At 71.4% G+C, this 17,729-nt stretch carries 15 protein-coding genes; 8 read left to right on the top strand and 7 right to left on the bottom strand.

Annotated elements, in window-relative coordinates; translation table 11 throughout:
• Positions 1 to 28: 28 nt before the first annotated feature.
• A complete protein-coding gene (locus tag JIX56_RS03805; RefSeq protein ID WP_257537338.1) occupies positions 29 to 1,150 on the bottom strand; it encodes a DMT family transporter in 1,122 nt (373 codons plus the stop codon).
• Between the two features lie 228 nt (positions 1,151 to 1,378).
• Here JIX56_RS03805 and JIX56_RS03800 point away from each other — a divergent pair, with 228 nt between their 5' ends.
• The 5 genes from JIX56_RS03800 to JIX56_RS03780 all read left to right on the top strand — a co-directional run bounded on the left by JIX56_RS03800 (position 1,379) and on the right by JIX56_RS03780 (position 7,903).
• Positions 1,379 to 2,098, top strand: a complete 720-nt coding sequence (locus tag JIX56_RS03800) for a (2Fe-2S)-binding protein (protein ID WP_257537337.1) — start codon at positions 1,379 to 1,381, stop codon at positions 2,096 to 2,098.
• Between the two features lie 94 nt (positions 2,099 to 2,192).
• Complete coding sequence (gene glgA, locus JIX56_RS03795) at positions 2,193 to 3,344, top strand: glycogen synthase (RefSeq protein WP_257537336.1); 1,152 nt, start codon at positions 2,193 to 2,195, stop codon at positions 3,342 to 3,344.
• A 45-nt stretch (positions 3,345 to 3,389) separates the two neighbouring features.
• A complete protein-coding gene (gene glgC, locus JIX56_RS03790) occupies positions 3,390 to 4,610 on the top strand; it encodes a glucose-1-phosphate adenylyltransferase (RefSeq protein ID WP_257537335.1) in 1,221 nt (406 codons plus the stop codon).
• A 165-nt stretch (positions 4,611 to 4,775) separates the two neighbouring features.
• Positions 4,776 to 6,122 carry a wax ester/triacylglycerol synthase family O-acyltransferase gene (locus tag JIX56_RS03785; protein WP_257537334.1) on the top strand — a complete coding sequence of 449 codons (1,347 nt, stop codon included), beginning with the start codon at positions 4,776 to 4,778 and terminating at the stop codon, positions 6,120 to 6,122.
• 287 nt (positions 6,123 to 6,409) lie between these two features.
• Positions 6,410 to 7,903 carry an SDR family NAD(P)-dependent oxidoreductase gene (locus tag JIX56_RS03780; protein WP_257537333.1) on the top strand — a complete coding sequence of 498 codons (1,494 nt, stop codon included), beginning with the start codon at positions 6,410 to 6,412 and terminating at the stop codon, positions 7,901 to 7,903.
• Here JIX56_RS03780 and JIX56_RS03775 read toward each other — a convergent pair.
• A complete protein-coding gene (locus JIX56_RS03775; protein ID WP_257537332.1) occupies positions 7,882 to 8,379 on the bottom strand; it encodes a hypothetical protein in 498 nt (165 codons plus the stop codon). The two genes, JIX56_RS03780 and JIX56_RS03775, sit on opposite strands and share 22 nt — an antisense overlap.
• Before the next feature lie 493 nt (positions 8,380 to 8,872).
• Here JIX56_RS03775 and JIX56_RS03770 point away from each other — a divergent pair, with 493 nt between their 5' ends.
• Positions 8,873 to 9,046, top strand: coding sequence for a hypothetical protein (locus tag JIX56_RS03770; RefSeq protein ID WP_257537331.1), 174 nt, complete (start codon positions 8,873 to 8,875; stop codon positions 9,044 to 9,046).
• A gap of 312 nt (positions 9,047 to 9,358) precedes the next feature.
• Here the strand turns inward: JIX56_RS03770 and JIX56_RS03765 are convergent, their stop codons facing one another.
• Both JIX56_RS03765 and JIX56_RS03760 read right to left on the bottom strand, forming a co-directional pair.
• Positions 9,359 to 10,708: an amidase gene (locus JIX56_RS03765; RefSeq protein WP_257537330.1), complete on the bottom strand. Its 1,350-nt coding sequence runs from the start codon at positions 10,706 to 10,708 to the stop codon at positions 9,359 to 9,361.
• 149 nt (positions 10,709 to 10,857) lie between these two features.
• A complete protein-coding gene (locus JIX56_RS03760) occupies positions 10,858 to 12,282 on the bottom strand; it encodes a lipase maturation factor family protein (RefSeq protein ID WP_257537329.1) in 1,425 nt (474 codons plus the stop codon).
• A gap of 113 nt (positions 12,283 to 12,395) precedes the next feature.
• On the opposite strand from JIX56_RS03760, the gene JIX56_RS03755 reads away from it, so the two are divergent.
• Positions 12,396 to 14,480: a SpoIIE family protein phosphatase gene (locus tag JIX56_RS03755; RefSeq protein WP_257537328.1), complete on the top strand. Its 2,085-nt coding sequence runs from the start codon at positions 12,396 to 12,398 to the stop codon at positions 14,478 to 14,480.
• A 160-nt stretch (positions 14,481 to 14,640) separates the two neighbouring features.
• Positions 14,641 to 15,510 (top strand): Fpg/Nei family DNA glycosylase, encoded by an 870-nt coding sequence (locus JIX56_RS03750; protein WP_257537327.1) that lies wholly within the window; start codon positions 14,641 to 14,643, stop codon positions 15,508 to 15,510.
• A gap of 121 nt (positions 15,511 to 15,631) precedes the next feature.
• Here JIX56_RS03750 and JIX56_RS03745 read toward each other — a convergent pair whose 3' ends face one another.
• From JIX56_RS03745 to JIX56_RS03735, 3 genes are all read right to left on the bottom strand, one after another.
• Positions 15,632 to 16,291, bottom strand: a complete 660-nt coding sequence (locus tag JIX56_RS03745) for a hypothetical protein (RefSeq protein WP_257537326.1) — start codon at positions 16,289 to 16,291, stop codon at positions 15,632 to 15,634.
• 207 nt (positions 16,292 to 16,498) lie between these two features.
• Positions 16,499 to 17,014 (bottom strand): hypothetical protein, encoded by a 516-nt coding sequence (locus JIX56_RS03740; protein ID WP_257537325.1) that lies wholly within the window; start codon positions 17,012 to 17,014, stop codon positions 16,499 to 16,501.
• 155 nt (positions 17,015 to 17,169) lie between these two features.
• Positions 17,170 to 17,715, bottom strand: a complete 546-nt coding sequence (locus JIX56_RS03735) for a sigma-70 family RNA polymerase sigma factor (RefSeq protein ID WP_257537324.1) — start codon at positions 17,713 to 17,715, stop codon at positions 17,170 to 17,172.
• Positions 17,716 to 17,729 lie beyond the last annotated feature (14 nt).

The following is a 17,729-nucleotide window of genomic DNA, read 5'->3' as shown; positions in this document are numbered from 1 at the left end:
GGTGCGGGGGCCCGGTCCGGGCCCCCGCTCAGGAATTCACCCGGTCGTCGTGATGCCGGTCGAGGAGCGTGCGCGGGACGTACAGCTCGCCGTGGAACGGCCGCAGCAGCAGTCCGGGCGGAGCGTCGTCCACCTCCGCCGCGCTCCTCCCCAGGAACGGGGCAGGCACGACCACACGCTTGTCCAGGCCGATCACGTCGCCGGCGCCCGGGACCCCGGCGGACTGCCGAGGCAGTCCCGCGAGCAGCTCCTCCAGGGCGAGCGACTCCCGGTCGGCGGCCGGGACCGTGACGTCCTCGTCGGCCCGCTCCGCCCGGTCCTCGTCGCCGAGACGCTCGGTGGTCAGCAGGATCAGACCGCCCGCCGCGACGACGCCGCAGCCCAGCGCGAGGACGGTGCCGGTGGTGCCGTAGCGGAACGTCTCGCCGAACATCGTGATGCCGACCGCCGCGGCCACCACCGGGTTCACCACGGTCAGCGTGGCGAGCGGGGCCGCGAGGCCGCCGCCCCGGTAGGCGGCCTGGGACAGCAGCAGGCCGGCCGTCGCGAAGACGCCTATGACCGCGAGGGTCGGCAGGTCGAAGAGCGTGACGCCGTCCGTCCAGTCGACGGCGACCGTCTTGGTGAACACCGAGGACATACCGAACGCGACACCGGAGGCGACCGCCAGCAGGATGCTGCGCACCGCCGGGTGCCGGTGCGCGGCGCGCGCCGCCACCATCAGCGCGGCCACCGCGCCACCGCTGACCACGGCCACCACCACCCGCTGGGCGGTGTCCAAGGACTGCACATCGGCCGAGCCGACCAGGGAGAGCAGGCCCGCGAGGCCCACCGTCGCCATGATCGCGCCCCGCCAGGCCGTCGCGCCCGCCTTGCGGCCCACGAAGAGGGCCGCCATGGGCAGGGCGAAGACGATGGTCAGCGCGCCCAGCGGCTGCACCAGGCTCAGCGGGCCGAAGGCCAGGGCCACCACATGCAGCAGCCCGCCGAGGCCGTTCAGCCCGACGGCGGCCCACCAGCCCGACCGGCGCAGCGGCGCGTAGGAGTGACCGGGGGAGGACACCGCGACACGCTCCTGCACGATCGCCCCGCCCGCATACGCGACGGCGGAGACGAACGACAACAGGACGGACAACGCGAGGGCACTCATGAGGGGCTCCTCAGCGAAGCGCGAGGGCTCCGGGCCCGGCGCGGTGGACGCTCGGCTTTCATAGTGACCACGATGCCTCGCGAAAGCGTTCGCGTCGTCGTACCTGAGCACTTAATGAGTCCTACTACCGATGGAGTACGAACGGCCCTCCGTCATACCCCCGGCGGGCGACACTGAGTGCAAGCCCCCAGGTGAGCGCGGACACGGCTCCTGGTACTACTCGTCCTCGTGGACCACGACCCCGGCCTCACCGCCCTCTCGGCCCTCGGCGGCTTCTTCGTCCTACGCACGGGAGAACCGCCGCACGGCCCGCCGCCCACACTCGCGGAGGCCTACGCGGCACGGGATGCCGATATGGACGAGGAGGTTTACGCGAATCCCGTAATTTTCCGCGTCCGGAAAGTCGCGCGGAGTGTCCGCGCTCCCGAACCGCGCGTGGCCGCCTCCGTCGCCCACCTCGGCTTCGCCGCGCGCCTGTGGTCGGTGGCCCTCGGGGCGGCCGCCCTGTACGACCGCGTACCCGACCTCGACCCGCGCCTCCTGCGCTGGGACGCGGACGCGAGCGCCCCCGACGAGCTGTGGCTGAGCGAGGTGCGCAGCCTGCCCGCCGAGCGGATCGGCGAGGTCGTACGGGACGGCCATCTCCTGCCGCTGGCAGCGGCTCTGCGCGCACAACTTCCCATCTCCGCCCGCCTGTTGTGGGGGAACGCCGCGTCCGCGCTCATGGGCGCCGTACGCCAGATCGACCGTTGGGCCGTCGACAACGGCCGTACCGAGGTGGGGACTCGGGCCCGCGCGCTCGCCGCCGACCTGTTCGCACACCCCGACCTGGCCGGCACGCTCGACCCGGCCACGTACCGTCGCCGCAGTTGCTGCCTCTACTACCGGCTGCCCGGCGGGGGGCTGTGCGGCGACTGCTGCTTCGACCGGCCGCCCCGCCGCACCTGACAGGTGGTGCGCCGCCGCGCGGAATCGCGGTCTTCCCCAACCGACCCTTCTGAGTGACCATGTGGGAACCAGCCACTGAGACAGGGGGTTCCGGGTGCGAGTCGGCCTGCTGACCCGGGAGTATCCGCCCGACGTCTACGGTGGCGCGGGGGTCCATGTCGAGTTCCTCGCCCACGAGTTGAGGTCCCTCGTCGATCTGGACGTGCACTGCTGGGGCGAGGGGGCGGGCGGCGGCGTCGTACGCCACCGGCCCTGGTCCGCGCTCGACGGCGCCAACGACGCGCTGCGCACCTTCTCCGTGGACCTCTCCATCGCCGCCGGCCTCGAAGGCCGCGAACTGGTCCACTCGCACACCTGGTACGCCAATCTCGCCGGCCACTTCGGCAAGCTGCTGCACGGCATCCCGCATGTGATGACCGCCCACTCGCTGGAGCCGCTGCGCCCCTGGAAGGCCGAGCAGCTGGGCGGCGGCTACGCCCTGTCCAGCTGGGCCGAGCGCACCGCCATCGAGTCCGCCGACGCGGTGATCGCCGTCTCCGGCGCCATGCGCGACGACATCCTCGGCTGCTATCCGGCCCTCGACCCGGCCAAGGTCCGCGTCGTGCACAACGGCATCGACACCTCGCTCTACCGGCCGGACCACGGCACGGACGTCCTCGACCGCGTCGGCGTCGACACCGGCCGCCCGTACGTCCTCTTCGTCGGCCGCATCACCCGGCAGAAGGGCGTGCCCCACCTGCTGCGCGCCGTACGGGACATCGACCCGGCCGTGCAGGTCGTGCTCTGCGCCGGCGCACCCGACACCCCGGAGATCGACCAGGAGTTCCGTGACCTCTTCGCGGAACTGAGCCGTGTGCGCGAGGGCCTGTTCTGGATCCCGCAGATGCTGCCGCGCCCGGACGTGATCCAGCTCCTCACGCACGCCGCCGTGTTCGTCTGCCCGTCGGTGTACGAGCCGCTGGGCATCGTCAACCTGGAGGCCATGGCCTGTGGCACGGCCGTGGTGGCCTCGCGGGTCGGCGGTATCCCGGAGGTCGTGGAGGACGGCGTCACAGGCCTCCTCGTGTCGACCGAGGACGACTTCGAGGCTCAGCTGGCCCGCGCCCTCGACTCGTTGCTCGCCGATCCCGAGGCGGCCGCCCGTATGGGTGAGGCCGGACGGGAGCGGGCGGTGCGGGAGTTCGGCTGGGACGCGGTCGCCCGGCGGACGGTCCAGCTTTACGAGGAAGTCCTCAAGCAGGGGTAGTCAAGGCACAGGCTTCGGCACAACCGGGTGTAGAGGGGCGGCGGCATGCGGCGCGGTGGACCTTCGGTGCTGGGAATCGTACTGGCGGGCGGTGAGGGCAAGAGGCTGATGCCCCTGACCGCCGACCGTGCGAAACCGGCGGTGACCTTTGGCGGAACGTATCGCCTGGTGGATTTCGTCCTGTCCAATCTCGTCAACGCGGACATCCTGCGCATCTGTGTGCTCACGCAGTACAAGTCGCACTCGCTGGACCGGCACATCACCACCACCTGGCGGATGTCGAGCCTGCTGGGCAACTACGTCACCCCGGTCCCGGCCCAGCAGCGGCTCGGCCCGCGCTGGTACCTGGGCAGCGCGGACGCGCTCCTGCAGTCCCTGAACCTGGTGCACGACGAACAGCCCGAGTACATCGCCGTGTTCGGCGCCGACCACGTCTACCGCATGGACCCCCGCCAGATGCTGACCCAGCACATCGAGGGCGGCGCGGGCGTGACGGTGGCCGGCATACGCGTGCCGCGCACCGAATCGTCCTCCTTCGGTGTGATCACGCCCGGCTCCGACGGCCGGACCGTGGAGCGCTTCCTGGAGAAGCCGGCCGACCCGCCGGGCCTGGCCGACGACCCCGAATGCGTGTTCGCTTCGATGGGCAACTACATCTTCACGACCAAGGCGCTGGTGGAGGCGCTCCAGCGGGACGCCGAGGACGAGACTTCCGTGCACGACATGGGCGGCTCGATCCTGCCCCAGCTCACCGACCGGGGCGAGTCGCAGCTGTACGACTTCAGCGCCAACCACGTGCCCGGCGAGACCACCCGCGACCAGGGCTACTGGCGGGACGTCGGCACGCTCGACGCCTACTACGACGCCCATATGGACCTCATCGCCGAGCGCCCCGCCTTCAACCTCTTCAACCGCAGCTGGCCCATCTACACCAGTTCCGGCCAGCTCTCCCCGGCCCGCTTCAACGCGGGCGGCATCGCCAGTGAGTCGATCATCAGTGCGGGCTGCCTGATACGCGGCCAGGTGACCAGGTCCGTCCTGTCCCCGGGTGTCGTCGTCGACCCGGGCGCCGTCGTCCAGGGCTCGGTTCTGCACGACAACGTCCACATCGGGCGAGGCGCGGTCGTACGGGGCGCCGTGCTCGACAAGAATGTCCAGGTGCCCCCGGGCGCCACCATCGGCGTCAACCCCGAACGGGATGCCGAGCTGTACACGGTCTCCAAGGGCGGAGTGATCGCCCTGGGGAAGGGTCAGCAGGTCTCCTAGCCCTTCAGGGTGACCACTGTGGACACGGATGTCCCATGCATCCCGCCTTCGCCAGGTGGTGGGGCTTAATCTGCTGTTAACTGTGCGTAGCTTGATCGTACTTGACCGTAATCGGCCAACAGCGGTTGACTGCTGACTCACCCTTCGTCGACGCGAGGCAAGCCATTGACTTCTGACCTGCTCGCACCACTCGACCTGGCGTTCTGGAACATCGAGTCCGCCGAGCACCCGATGCACCTCGCCGCCCTCGGCGTCTTCACGGCGAACTCGCCCACCGCGGGAGCCCACGCCGCCGAGCTGCTCGCCGCGCGGGCCGCCGGGGTGCCCGGGCTGCGGATGCGGATCCGGGACGTGTGGCTGCCGGGCGTACGGCTGCCGCTGGCGTTCGGCGGCGCGACCCGGGAGCCCGTCGCCGACTTCGAGCCGTTCGACCACGTACGGCTGCACGCGCCGACCGCCGACTTCCACGAGATGGCGGGGCGGCTCATGGAGCGTCCGCTGGAGCGCGGCCGGCCGCCCTGGGAGGCGCATGTGCTGCCGGGGCGGGACGGCACCTCCTTCGCCGTGCTGTTCAAGTTCCACCACGCCCTGGCCGACGGGCTGAGGGCGCTGACGCTCGCCGCCGCCGTCATGGACCCGATGGACATGCCCGCGCCCCGGCCGCGCCCCGCGGAGCCGCCGCGCGGCCTCCTCGGCGAGGTGCGCAAGCTGCCCGACCTGGTCCGGGGCACCTTCTCCGACCTCGGCCGGGCCCTCGACATCGGCGCGTCCGTCGCCCGCACCACGCTCGACGCGACCCTGGGCGCCCGGTCCAGCGCCGCGCTGACCTCCGAGGCCAGCGGGACCCGTCGTACGGCCGGGGTGCTCGTGGACCTCGACGAGGTGCACCGGATCCGCAAGACCGTCGGCGGCACCGTCAACGACGTCCTCATCGCCGTGGTCGCGGGCGCGCTGCGCCGCTGGCTCGACGAGCGGGGTGACGGCAGCGAAGGGGTCGCGCCCCGGGCCCTGATCCCCGTCTCCAAACGCCGCCCGCGCACCGCGCACCCGCAGGGCAACAGGCTCTCCGGGTATCTGATGAAACTGCCCGTCGACGACCCCGACCCGCTGAGGCGGTTGCATACGGTGCGCACGGCGATGGACCGCAACAAGGACGCCGGGCCCAACCGGGGTGCCGGGGCGGTCGCCCTCCTCGCCGACCATGTGCCGCCCCTCGGCCACCGCCTCGGCGGCCCCCTGGTCAGCCAGGCCGCCCGCCTCTGGTTCGACATCCTCGTCACCAGCGTCCCCCTCCCCAGCCTCGGCCTCCGCCTCGGCGGCTGCCCCCTCGCCGAGATCTACCCCCTCGCCCCGCTGGCCCACGGCCAGTCCCTCGCCGTCGCCGTCTCGACGTACCGGGGGAGCGTCCACTACGGCCTCGTCGCCGACGCGGAGGCCGTCCCGGACCTGGAGCTGCTGGGCAAGGCGGTGACCCGGGAGGTCGAGGAGCTGCGGGCGGCGTGTGAGCCGTGACACCGTGGGGGGCGTGGTACGTGGGCGGGTGCGGGTCCGTCGTGGCTGGTCGCGCAGTTCCCCGCGCCCCTTCAAAGGGCGCGGGGAACTGCACGACCAGGGTCCGAGGCGGAGCCCCGAGTCTTTGACGGGGGTCGAAGGGGCGCGCGGCCCCTGGGGATGGGACGGGTAGGGGCGGCGGGGGCGGGGCTCGGTTTTTGGTGCGCGGGGCCGTCGCTCCGTAGAATTCCGCGTTCGGTGGCGGACGCGGTCGGCGCGCCGCGGGTGATCAGGGAAGCGGCAGCGCGATGACGGTGACAGAGGACGGCCCGGCGACCACGGACGAGGTCGCGTACGGCCCCGGAATCGACCCCGAACGGCTCGCCGTGTGCCTCAGTGTGCTGGAGGAGCTGGACAAGCTGGAGGTCGACCACCCCGACGCGATCGCGGTGCGCCGGGCCACGGCCGGTGTCTACCGCACGGTGAAGCAGCGCCGCCGCCAGGAGCGCCGCGCCGCCAAGACCGCACACGACAAGGCGGTCACGGAGTCCACGGCGACCGGCTCCGCGCAGCGCATCGACGACGAGACGGAGGGCATCCTGCCGTCGTCCGTCACCGAGGAGGGGAAGATCGCGGGGATACTCCAGCGCCCGCGCTCCTGCTACACCTGCAAGACGCGGTACGTGGAGGTCGACTACTTCTACCACCAGCTCTGTCCCGACTGCGCCGACCTGAACCGCGGCAAGCGCGACGTCCGCGCCGACCTCACCGGCAAGCGCGCCCTGCTCACCGGCGGCCGCGCCAAGATCGGCATGTACATCGCGCTGCGGCTGCTGCGTGACGGCGCGCACACCACCGTCACCACGCGCTTCCCGAAGGACGCCATCCGCCGCTTCAAGGCCATGGACGACTCGGCGGACTGGATGCACCGTCTGGAGGTCGTCGGCATCGACCTGCGCGACCCGGCGCAGGCCGTGGCCCTCGCCGACCAGGTCGCCGAGGCGGGCCCCCTCGACATCCTCATCAACAACGCGACCCAGACGGTACGCCGCCTGCCCTCCGCCTACGCCGCCCTGGTCGAGGGCGAGAGCGCCCCGCTGCCCGCCGGTGAGCTGCCCCCGTACCACGTCATCGGCGCCTTCAACTCCGGCGCCGTGGACGGGCTGGCCGCTCTGCCCGTCGGCATCAGCGGTCTCGACGCCCAGCAGGTCGCCGACCTCGCCCTGGTCGCGGGCAACGCCAGCGTCGCCCGGCACCTCGACGGCACCGCCATCGACGCGGGCGGCCTCGTCCCCGACGTCGTGGACAGCAACACCTGGGTGCAGACCATCGAGCAGATCTCCCCGGTGGAGCTGCTGGAGACCCAGCTGTGCAACTACACGGCGCCGTTCATCCTGATCAGCAAGCTCCGCCCGGTCATGGCGGACGCCGCCAGGAAGGCGTCCAGCGGTCGCGCGTACGTCGTCAACGTCTCGGCGATGGAAGGCGTCTTCGGCCGCGGCTACAAGGGCGCGGGCCACCCGAACACGAACGCCGCCAAGGCCGCGATGAACATGGTGACGCGGACCAGCGCCCAGGAGATGTTCCAGACCGACGGCATCCTCATGACCTCGGTCGACACGGGCTGGATCACCGACGAGCGCCCCCACTTCGACAAGCTGCGCCTCGCCGACGAGGGCTTCCACGCCCCGCTGGACCTCGTCGACGGCGCGGCCCGCGTCTACGACCCCGTCGTGCGCGGCGAGCAGGGTGAGGACCTGTACGGCGTCTTCCTGAAGGACTACGCGCCCGGCAAGTGGTGAGACGCCCTCGCCCGGTCCGACACCAGCTCCAGTACCGTCCGCCAGTCCTCCAGGACCCCGGCGTCCACGCCGGGGGTCCAGCCCGCCTCGTCCGCGTGCCGCAGGGCCAGCACGTCCTCGACGAGCGTCGCGTCCGCCCATCCGCCCGCGTGCAGGCGCACGAGATCGTCCGGGCCGAGGGCGTGCAGGCGTACGAGACGGGCGACCCGCTCGCCGAGCAGCGGGCGCACGGTGTCGGCGGCCAGGTCGGCGTGGCTGGTGTCGTCACCCGGACGGAGCAGATGCCCGATGGCGTGTACCAGGCCGGCCACCTGGAGCTCCTTGTCGGCCGGCCGCCCTCGGCGCAACAGCGCGGCGGTCTGCAGCGCGTGCTCGTGCGCATCGACCGGGGTGCCCCGGCGGCGGTCCGGCACCTCCCTGCCGCCGCGGCAGGCGTGCAGCAGATCCATCAGCTCCTCGACGCTGCGCAGTTCCATGCGTCGTTCCTCCCGAGTCCGCCCGCGAGAAATGCCGTTGCGACACCTGAGCAGATCATGGTCGGCTTGCGATTCGGCCAACGGGACCTGAACTACGTGCCGAGGGCAGCGATCCGATGGGTCGTCGGCCCAGTGCGGGGTGCGAGTGCTGAGCCGAACGGGTGATGAGAAAACCGAAGAAATGGGTCAAACTGCCTTAGGGTGAGGCCTGCTGGGTGCTGAACGACTCAAGACAGTTACCTCTTGTTTTCAGCCCTATCGAGCGGACGCCCGCTCATTTGGTTACTCTGTACCGGACGGACAGCCTTATTCGGGTCCCACCCACACCCACGGTCCGTCCTGGGACAAGCCGGTCACCACGGCCTGCTCTCACATCCAGGAACACCGGCGCCACCGCGTCCGAACTGACATCGACTCAGACCTGAGGGGACGTCAGGCGCGCAGCGGCAGGCTGGCCGACGTCCCGAGGGTGACCCGACATAAGGAGTGCGCGGTGACACCAGAGAAGACGAATCGCGATCAGCGCCCCAAGGAACGCACGGAGAGCGGCGGCCGGTCGAAGAAGGAGCTCGGCAGCCTGGACGTGTGGGCCAGGTCCGCTCCGATCCGACTGGCGGGCTACGAGGACGACCTCGCCGAGCCCCACATCCTGCCCAGCGTGGACTGACCGGCAGGACCTTCGCGATCGCCGACCGCATGGGCGTGCCGACCGCACGCCCATGCGGATCAGAGAAGTCACCGCCGACGACCGGCCCGGGATCTTCCGACGCGGCTAGTGCCCCGGCAGGCAACGTTCGCCCCGTCACGACGCCCGGCACGCTCCCCCATTCTCGGCTTCGCTCGAACGGGAGGGGCCCCCACCGCCGCACCGGCCGAAAGCCCAAGTACATCCGGTCCATCGACGGGGCCTTCCGGCCGGCACGCCGAGAGCACGCACCGGACGCCGCTCCTTAACGGGCAAACGTTGCCTGCCGGGGCACTAGTCGATCGGTGCCGTCCGCCGCCAGGGCCGCAGCTCCTCCAACCGGCCCGCCACCGCCAGGAGTTCGCGTTCGGAGCCCGGGCGGCCGACCAGCTGCACCGCGCAGGGCGCGCCCGACGCAAGCGTGCCGAAGGGGACCGACATCGCCGGCCAGCCCGTGAGATTCCACGGCGGGGTCAACGGCGAGTAGTTGGTGTTCACCAGCAGATTGCGCAGCCAGCCACGCTCGTGCCAGTTCGCGGCGGCGGGCCCGCGCCGGGCGAGCGCCGGGGTGAGCAGCACGTCGTGCTCCGCGAAGAACGGCTCAAGGCGCCGCCGCAGTTGCTCCCGGCGGTCGCCCGCCCGGACCCCCTTCATGAAGCGCCGCCCCACGGCCGCGTGCACCCGCGTGCGCCGGGTGAGCAGCTTCGGATCGAGGCCCTCGGCGTCCACCGCGGTGCCCGCCGTCCAGTGCGCCAGCGATGTCGTGCCCAGCCAGACGGGATACGGCGGATCGGCCGGCCGGACCCGATGCCCCGCCCCGGCCAGCAACGCGGCGGCTTGTCGCGCGGCGTCGGCGTACGGGCGCGTGACGGTCACGCCGACCAGGGGGCTGCGTACGGAGAGGGCGATGCCGGGGGTGCGCGGGGCGGTCTCGGACGGTCGTCCGATCTCCCTTCCCGCCAGGACCTGGAACATCAGCCGGGCGTCCTCGACGGTCGTCGCGAGCGGGCCGTTCTCGGACATGCCGAACCAGTCGCCGTGCCCGATGTCCGCCGGGACGACACCGAAGCCCGGTTTGAGGCCGAGCAGACCGCAGTTGGCGGCCGGTATGCGCAGCGAACCCATCCCGTCGTTGCCGAGGGCCAGCGGCACCAGTCCGGCGGCGACCGCGGCCGCGCCGCCGCCCGAGGAGCCGCCGGCCGTGCGTGAGGTGTCCCACGGGTTGCGGGCGGTGCCGTGCACCCCGTCCGTGGTGCCGAAGACACACAGCTCGGGCACGTTCGTGAGCCCCACGACCACCGCGCCCGCCGCCCGCAGCCGGGCCACCGTGACATGGTCGTCCTCGGCCGCCGTGTCCGGTGTCGCGGCGGACCCGTTCCGGGTGGCCTCGCCCCGCACGGCGAGGTTGTCCTTGACCGCCACCGGCACGCCCGCCAGCGGGAGTTCGGCCAGGTCGGCCCGGCCGGCCACCTCGTCGGCCTCCACCAGGGCCGTCCCCGCCCGGACCTTGCGGAACGCCCCGACCCGCGCGTCCAGCGCCTCGATCCGCGCCAGATGCTCCGCCACCACCTCACGCGGCGTGACCCGCTTGTCCCGCACGGCGGCGGCGATCTCGACGGCGGTCCGGCCGACCCAACTGGTCACGGGCGCTCCCTGGCGGTGTCGTGCGCGTCGGTGTCGTACGCGACGGAAGGGTGTACTCGTGAGTAACGATCGAGTACGAGGAGCACTGTGCCCTGCGGGACGGCCCGGCGTCGAGAGGCCGCCTGAAGAAGCCGTCCACGGCCGCCCCGCTAGGACTTCCGCGCCGCCGACGTGGCCAGCCGCGTCGGCGGCATGAACTCCCGTACGTATGTCCGCTCCCAGCATGCCCCCGTCTCCCGCAGCTCGCGCCAGGTCGTGTAGCGGTAGCGGAAGAGACGGGCGCGGACGAACCGGGGCGGCGCGTCGGCGAGGAAGGGGGAGCGGCGGAACAGACGGAGGGTGTCGCGGTCGTTCTCCAGGAGGCGCTCCATCATGGCCCCGAACCAGGAGCCGGCGTACGCCGGGGAGAGCGCGGCGAACCACATCAGCCAGTCGAGCCGCAGATGGTACGGGGCGAACTGGCGCGGCCAGCGCCTCGGATCACCCGGCTTGCCCTTGAACTCGTACTCCCGCCACTGAGAGTCCTCGCGCGGCACGTCGTCCGCCGTCCCCTCGACCACCACCTCGTAGCGCACCCGGCTGACGCTGCCGAACGCCCCGTAGGTGTTGACCAGATGGAGCGGGTCGAAGGAGCGGTTCATGACCTGGCGGCGCGAGATCATGTTGCGGACCGGCTGGTAGCTGAGACAGAGGACCAGCGCGGTCACGGCGAGTACGACGACCGTGTACCAGAGCGGCGCGTCGGGGGTGTCCGGTGCGGTCGTCCCGAAGTCGACGGCCGACAGGGCCAGCACGATCGTGATCCAGTTCAGCCAGGCGAAGTTGCCCGACAGCACCAGCCACAGCTGGGTCAGGATCATCAGCGAGGCGGCCGCCGTGGCGATCGGCTGCGGGGTGAACAGCAGGAACGGGACCACGAGCTGGGTGACGTGGTTGGCGGCCACCTCGACCCGGTGCAGCGGCTTGGGGAGGTGGTGGAAGAACCAGCTCAGCGGGCCCGGCATCGGCTGCGTCTCGTGGTGGTGGTCGAGGCAGGTCAGCTTCCGCCAGCACGCGTCGCCGCGCATCTTGATCAGCCCGGCGCCGAACTCGACCCGGAACAGCACCCAGCGCAGCAGGAACAGCACGACGATCGGCGGCGCCACCTCGTCGTTGCCGAGGAAGACGGCCAGGAAGCCGACCTCCAGGAGCAGCGACTCCCAGCCGAACGAGTACCAGGTCTGTCCCACGTTCACGATCGACAGGTACATCGCCCACGGCACCAGCCACATCACCATGCCGGCCCACAGGGGCAGCAGCGAGTCAACGCCCGCGAGGAGCGCCAGCGACACCGCGCAGCCCGTCCAGGCCCACACCGCGAAGAAGCGGTCCGAGTAGTGGAGGTGGAACACGCTGGGCGCGTGCCGGAACGGCACCCGCTCGACGAACCGGGGCACGGGCAGCATGCCGCGCTCACCGAGGAGCGCGCGGAACTGCAGGGCCGCCCCCAGGAAGGCGATCAGATAGAGGACGGCAAGGGCCCGCTGGAAGAGCAGCCGGCTCAGCCAGTAGTCGGGTGCGGTCAACCACTCCATGGCTCTCGCGCTCCTGGATCGCGCGCCGGGACAGGGGCATTACTGACAATAGTGAGCGGAATCGCGTCTCACCCCCACTCGAATAATCGGGCAATTGCTGGCAAAGTGGCCCCATGGTTGATCGGGGAGCGAGCGACTCGGAAGTCCCGGACGACTGGCTCGCCCACCCGGACCCGGTCCTGGCGCTCAACCGCATGGGCACCTTCGACTGGGACCTCGACGCAGGCGCGTTCCACATGGACGCCACGGCCCACGAGATCTTCGACGTGCGCCCGGACGAGTACGACGGCAACCCCGAGAGCCTGTCGGTGCGGGTACCCCCGATGGAGGGCCGCAGACTCGACACCCTGGTCTCGCAGGCCCTCAAGGACGGCAGCGAGAACTACGGCGCCTACTTCCGCATCCGGCTGCGCGACGGCACCCTGCGCTGGACCCACACCCAGGGCTACATCCGCCGCGACGGGACGGGCCGCCCGTACCGCGTCATCGGCATCGTCCGCGACGCCACCAGTGAACTGCGCGAGATCCGCTCCCGCACCGAGCGGGCCGCGCAGGACGAGGCCCGGCGCAAGCAGACCAACGTCGTCCAGGTCATCACCGCCGCCCTGGCCCACGCCCGGACCGTCCAGGACGTGATCGATGTCCTGGAGGACACCGACGGCCTCACCCACCTCGGCGCGACCGACCTCGTCATGGGCCTGGTGGAGGCCGGACGCATCCGCCTGGTCGCCACCGGCCCCGAGGACAGCTATGTGCCCGGGACCCGGATCACCCGACTCGATGTGAAGTACCCGATGAACGAGGTCGTACGGAACCTCGTACCGCACTTCATCGAGTCCCCGGAGGAGTTCGCCGAGTCGTATCCGCTGCTGTGGCCGCACATCACCGACCTCAAGATCACCTCGGCCGCCTATCTGCCGCTGATCGTGCAGGCCCGCCCCATCGGCGCCATGGGACTCCTCTACAGCGACCGGCGGGGCTTCACCTCGGAGGAGCGCGACGTCCTCATCGCGCTCGGCAGCAGCATCGCCCAGAGCCTGCAGCGGGCCATGTTCTACGAGCAGGAGAAGGACCTCGCCGAGGGCCTCCAGCAGGCGATGCTGCCCCGGTCCATCCCCAGCGTCCCGGGCGCCGACATCGCCGTCCGCTACCGGGCCGCCTCGATCGGGGGCTCGCACGGCCGGGACATCGGGGGCGACTGGTACGACCTCATCCCGCTGCCCGGCGGCCGGGTCGGCGCGGTCATCGGCGACGTCCAGGGCCACGACACGCACGCGGCGGCCGTCATGGGCCAGCTCCGCATCGTCCTCAAGGCCTACGCCACCGAGGGGCACACCCCGGCCACCGTGATGGCCCGCGCCTCCGCCTTCCTCCATGAACTCGACACCGACCGCTTCGCGACCTGCCTGTACGCGGAGGCCGACCTGTCGACGGGGGTGGTCCAGGTGGTCCGGGCCGGGCACATAGACCCCCTGATCCGGCACACCGACGGCAACTGCCACCGGGTCACCGTGGACGGGGGGCTGCCGCTCGGGCTGTCCGCCGAGTTCGGCGGCCTCGAGTACCCGGTGACCGCCGTCGAGCTGGACCCCGGGCAGACGCTGCTGCTGTGCACCGACGGGCTCATCGAGGAGCCGGGCGCCGACCTCGACGACGGTATGCGGACGCTGAAGGCGCTGATCGCCACCGGGCCGGACGACGTCGACGACCTCGCCGACCGGCTCATCGACGTGGCGGAGGAAAGAGGCGGCGACGACGACGTGGCCCTCCTCCTGCTGCGACGCCGCAGCGGGAGCGCCGAGCAGCCGGGCGGGCGGCTCCAGCAGCACGTCGGGCCCGGCGACCCGGAGGCGCTCACCGAGGCCCGGCACATGATCGGCGCGGCGGTGCGGACCTGGGGTGCGCGCGATCGGGCCGACGAGATCGAGCTCGTCGCCGACGAACTGATCACCAACGCGCTCATGCACACGGAGGGCTCCGCGGTCGTGACGCTTCGCGCGTTGACCGGGTCCGACCGGCGGTTGCGGGTCGAGGTGGAGGACTCGTCCAGCGCGTTGCCGCGGCGGCGGGAGGCGGGGGAGTCGGGGGTGTCCGGGAGGGGGCTGCTGCTCGTCGACCGGCTGACGGATGTGTGGGGGGTGGAGGCGCGGGGTGGGGGAAAGTGTGTGTGGTGCGAGTTCGTGGTGCCGGGCGCCTAGGAACTCGGGGGGTGCGGTTCGTCGGCGGGTGCGGGTCCGGTGGGGCTTCTCGCGCAGTTCCCCGCGCCCCTGAGAAGCAGGGGCTGCGCCCCGTGCTTTTCAGGCCCGCAGGGGCCTGCTCACCCGCACCGGACCACGTACCTCATGGCACCCTTGTTGTATGCCTGAATTGCCCGAAGTGGAGGCGCTACGGGACTTCCTGGTCGGCACTCTCGTCGGCCATGAAGTCGTCCGTGTGCTGCCCGTGGCGATCAGCGTGCTGAAGACGTACGACCCGCCGGTCACCGTGTTGGAGGGGCGGGAGGTCACGGGTGTACGGCGGTACGGGAAGTTCCTCGACATCGAGGCGGACGATGGTGCGCTGCACCTCGTGACGCATCTGGCCCGGGCCGGGTGGCTGCACTGGAGGGACCGGCTGCCGGACGGTCCGCCGAAGCCGGGAGGCAAGAGTCCGCTCGCCCTGCGCGTCGCCCTGGAGACCGGCGAGGGCTTCGACCTCACCGAGGCCGGGACGCAGAAGCGGCTGGCGGTGTACGTCGTACGGGACCCGGCGGAGGTCCCGGGCATCGCCCGGCTCGGTCCGGACCCCCTCGCCGACGACTTCGACGTGACCCGCTTCGCCGGGCTGCTCGCGGGCGAGCGGCGGCAGATCAAGGGCGCGTTGCGGGACCAGAGCCTGATCGCGGGGATCGGGAACGCGTACAGCGACGAGATCCTGCACGCCGCGAAGATGTCACCCTTCAAACTGGCCTCGTCGCTGAAGCCGGAGGAGACCCGGCATCTCCACCAGGCGCTGCGCGCCACGCTCACCGAGGCCGTCGAGCGCTCCCGGGGGCTCGCGGCCGGGAGGCTGAAGGCGGAGAAGAAGAGCGGGCTCCGTGTCCACGGCCGGACCGGGGAGCCCTGCCCGGTGTGCGGTGACACCGTCCGCGAGGTCTCCTTCAGTGACTCTTCGCTGCAGTACTGCCCGACCTGCCAGACGGGCGGCAAGCCACTCGCCGACCGGCGGCTGTCACGGTTGCTCAAGTAGCGTGCCGGCGGCGGCTCGGGACCGCTGGAACAGCCCGTGAACCGGAGCCGTCCATGATCCGCAACCATTGAAGGTACGGACCAATCGAGGCCCGTTCGACGGGCCGATCCGGTGGACCGATTCAGCGCCAGGCCGGGGCCTTGAGGGTCACGAGCAGCTCGCCCTCCTGGCTGCGGACCTCGAAGTGGCTGATGTCCTCGCGCTGCATGGCGGTGCCGCCCATCATCGTGGAGGCCTCGTCGGCGCCTTCGGGGGACTTCCAGTTGGCGGCCGTCTCCTCGGAGCCGTCCTTGCCGATCGCGACGAGCCGGCAGGCGTGCGCGCCGTCGGCCTCCTTGACCTTCAGCTCGATGTCGGCACCCCAGACCCGGTCCTCGGCCGTGATCTCGGCCCACACGCCCGTCTTGGCGTCGGTGGCGGCGACGGTGTCCGGCGGCTCGCCCGGACCTGCGAGAACGGCGACGGCGGGACCGCCCACGGCGATGACCACGGACGCGGCCAGCGCGAACAGCCAGCGCCTGCGCTTCGCCCGATGTCGGGCGGCCACCTCGTCGAGCAGTCGGCCCAGCAGTCGGGGACCGGGCGCGGCGAAGGGGTGCACGGCACGCGGCGTCGCGCTGCGGTACAGCATCAGCTGCCGGGCCGCCGGCCGGAACTCGGTGACCTGTACCGCGCACTGGGGGCAGCCGCGGACATGGTCCTCGAAGTGGAACGAATCCACCTCGTCCAGCACGCCCAGCGCGAACGCGCCGACGTCGTGATGACGATCCTGGGACCACATGGCAATTCCTCGGGCCGGTGTGCGGTGGGGGTTGCTTCCTGCCCCCACCGGTACGGACCAGACCGGCGAATCACTCAAGCCCCACGACCAATGCCAACCAAAAGATTCGGAGCCCTCCGCCGCGCGGATTGGTCCGGGACCGAAAAAGATGGTTCTCCTGGGCCGGAACAGGTGGATGGCCGACACCTGAACACAGGGTCGCCGGTGCTAGAAGAGATGGATCGCCAGATGCCCGAGCGGCAGACCGAGTCGCCAGGCGGGAGTCCACACCTTCGGGCCGTCGTCCTCACCGAGGACCGCGCCCCCGCCCGGGACCGCGTCCAGGTCGGGTGCGAGCAGCTCGGTCTCCTCCAGCCAGCGCCAGGCCGAGGCCGCCAGCTCCAGGTCCGGTGACGGGCCGCCGGCCTCCAGCGCCTCGGCGGTGAAGTGCGCCATGCGCTCGCACACCCAGTCCTGCCACGGCTGGTCGTACGCCGTCAGCGACAGCCAGGTCTCCAGCTGGGTGACGACCCGGATGCCGGAGAGCTCACCGCCCGCGTCCGACAGGAAGATGGTCAGCGCCAGGGCGTCCCTCCCCGCACGGAACTCGAAGGACGTCGGCGGCATCAGGTCGCCCGTCCGCAGCAGCTCCTCGGCGATGTACTCGGCGTAGAACCACGCCATGGGCACGGCCAGTTCGCCGCCGCCGGCGCCGTCCGTGCTCTCTTGACCTCTGTGCAGCATCCCTTCCTGCCTTCCTCCGGTGCGTGCGCGTCGCCCGACCCCGGGCCTGGAGACCAAGCCCCGGGCCCTCACCCGGAACACGGATGAAGACAGCTGATTGCTCAACCGGGGTCCTCAGCAAGGCGCTTTACGGAGGTTTGACTCGGCCATGGGTTTCACCGCAGGTCGGCCGCGTATCCCGGAAGCACCCGGCGCAGGGCGCGCAGCGCGTAGTACGCGCGGGACTTCACCGTACCGGGCGGGATTCCGAGGGCTTCGGCGGCTTCCGCCACACTCGCCCCCTGGAAGTACACCTGCACCAGTACTTCGCGGTGCTCGGGAGTGAGTGTCTTCACAGCTTCGCGCACATCGAGGGTCGCCACCGACCGTTCGGCGTGATCGGCCATCACGCGGGCGTTCTCCAGCACCGCGTCGCCCACTTCGGCGGGGCGCGCCTGGCGGGCCCGCCGCGCGTCAATGGCGAGCCGCCGCCCGACGGTGAGCAGCCAGGGGCGTACGGAGTCGAAGTCGTCGGCGCGCAGCGCCTCGGGGTGTTGCCAGGCGCGCACGAAGGTCTCCTGCACCAGGTCCTCGGCGCGATGGCGGTCCCCGTCGGAGAGCCGCAGCAGCAGGGCGAAGAGGGGGCGGCCGTGTTCGCGCTGGAGCTCGGCCAGCTCGTGTTCGGCGGTCGTCCCGTTGGTGATAGTGGTTCCGGCCGTCATGGCCGTATGGGAAC

The organism is Streptomyces sp. CA-210063, from assembly GCF_024612015.1.
Lineage (GTDB): Bacteria > Actinomycetota > Actinomycetes > Streptomycetales > Streptomycetaceae > Streptomyces.
This window is presented reverse-complemented; position numbering and strand designations above follow the sequence as displayed.

What these genes read in the sequence shown, in the direction of transcription:
- JIX56_RS03805 (WP_257537338.1), bottom strand. Translation starts at nt 1,150, where the DNA reads ATGAGTGCCCTCGCGTTGTCCGTCCTGTTGTCGTTCGTCTCCGCCGTC.
- glgC (WP_257537335.1), top strand. Translation starts at nt 3,390, where the DNA reads ATGCGGCGCGGTGGACCTTCGGTGCTGGGAATCGTACTGGCGGGCGGT.
- JIX56_RS03780 (WP_257537333.1), top strand. Translation starts at nt 6,410, where the DNA reads ATGACGGTGACAGAGGACGGCCCGGCGACCACGGACGAGGTCGCGTAC.
- JIX56_RS03775 (WP_257537332.1), bottom strand. Translation starts at nt 8,379, where the DNA reads ATGGAACTGCGCAGCGTCGAGGAGCTGATGGATCTGCTGCACGCCTGC.
- JIX56_RS03760 (WP_257537329.1), bottom strand. Translation starts at nt 12,282, where the DNA reads ATGGAGTGGTTGACCGCACCCGACTACTGGCTGAGCCGGCTGCTCTTC.
- JIX56_RS03755 (WP_257537328.1), top strand. Translation starts at nt 12,396, where the DNA reads ATGGTTGATCGGGGAGCGAGCGACTCGGAAGTCCCGGACGACTGGCTC.
- JIX56_RS03750 (WP_257537327.1), top strand. Translation starts at nt 14,641, where the DNA reads ATGCCTGAATTGCCCGAAGTGGAGGCGCTACGGGACTTCCTGGTCGGC.
- JIX56_RS03745 (WP_257537326.1), bottom strand. Translation starts at nt 16,291, where the DNA reads ATGTGGTCCCAGGATCGTCATCACGACGTCGGCGCGTTCGCGCTGGGC.
- JIX56_RS03740 (WP_257537325.1), bottom strand. Translation starts at nt 17,014, where the DNA reads ATGCTGCACAGAGGTCAAGAGAGCACGGACGGCGCCGGCGGCGGCGAA.
- JIX56_RS03735 (WP_257537324.1), bottom strand. Translation starts at nt 17,715, where the DNA reads ATGACGGCCGGAACCACTATCACCAACGGGACGACCGCCGAACACGAG.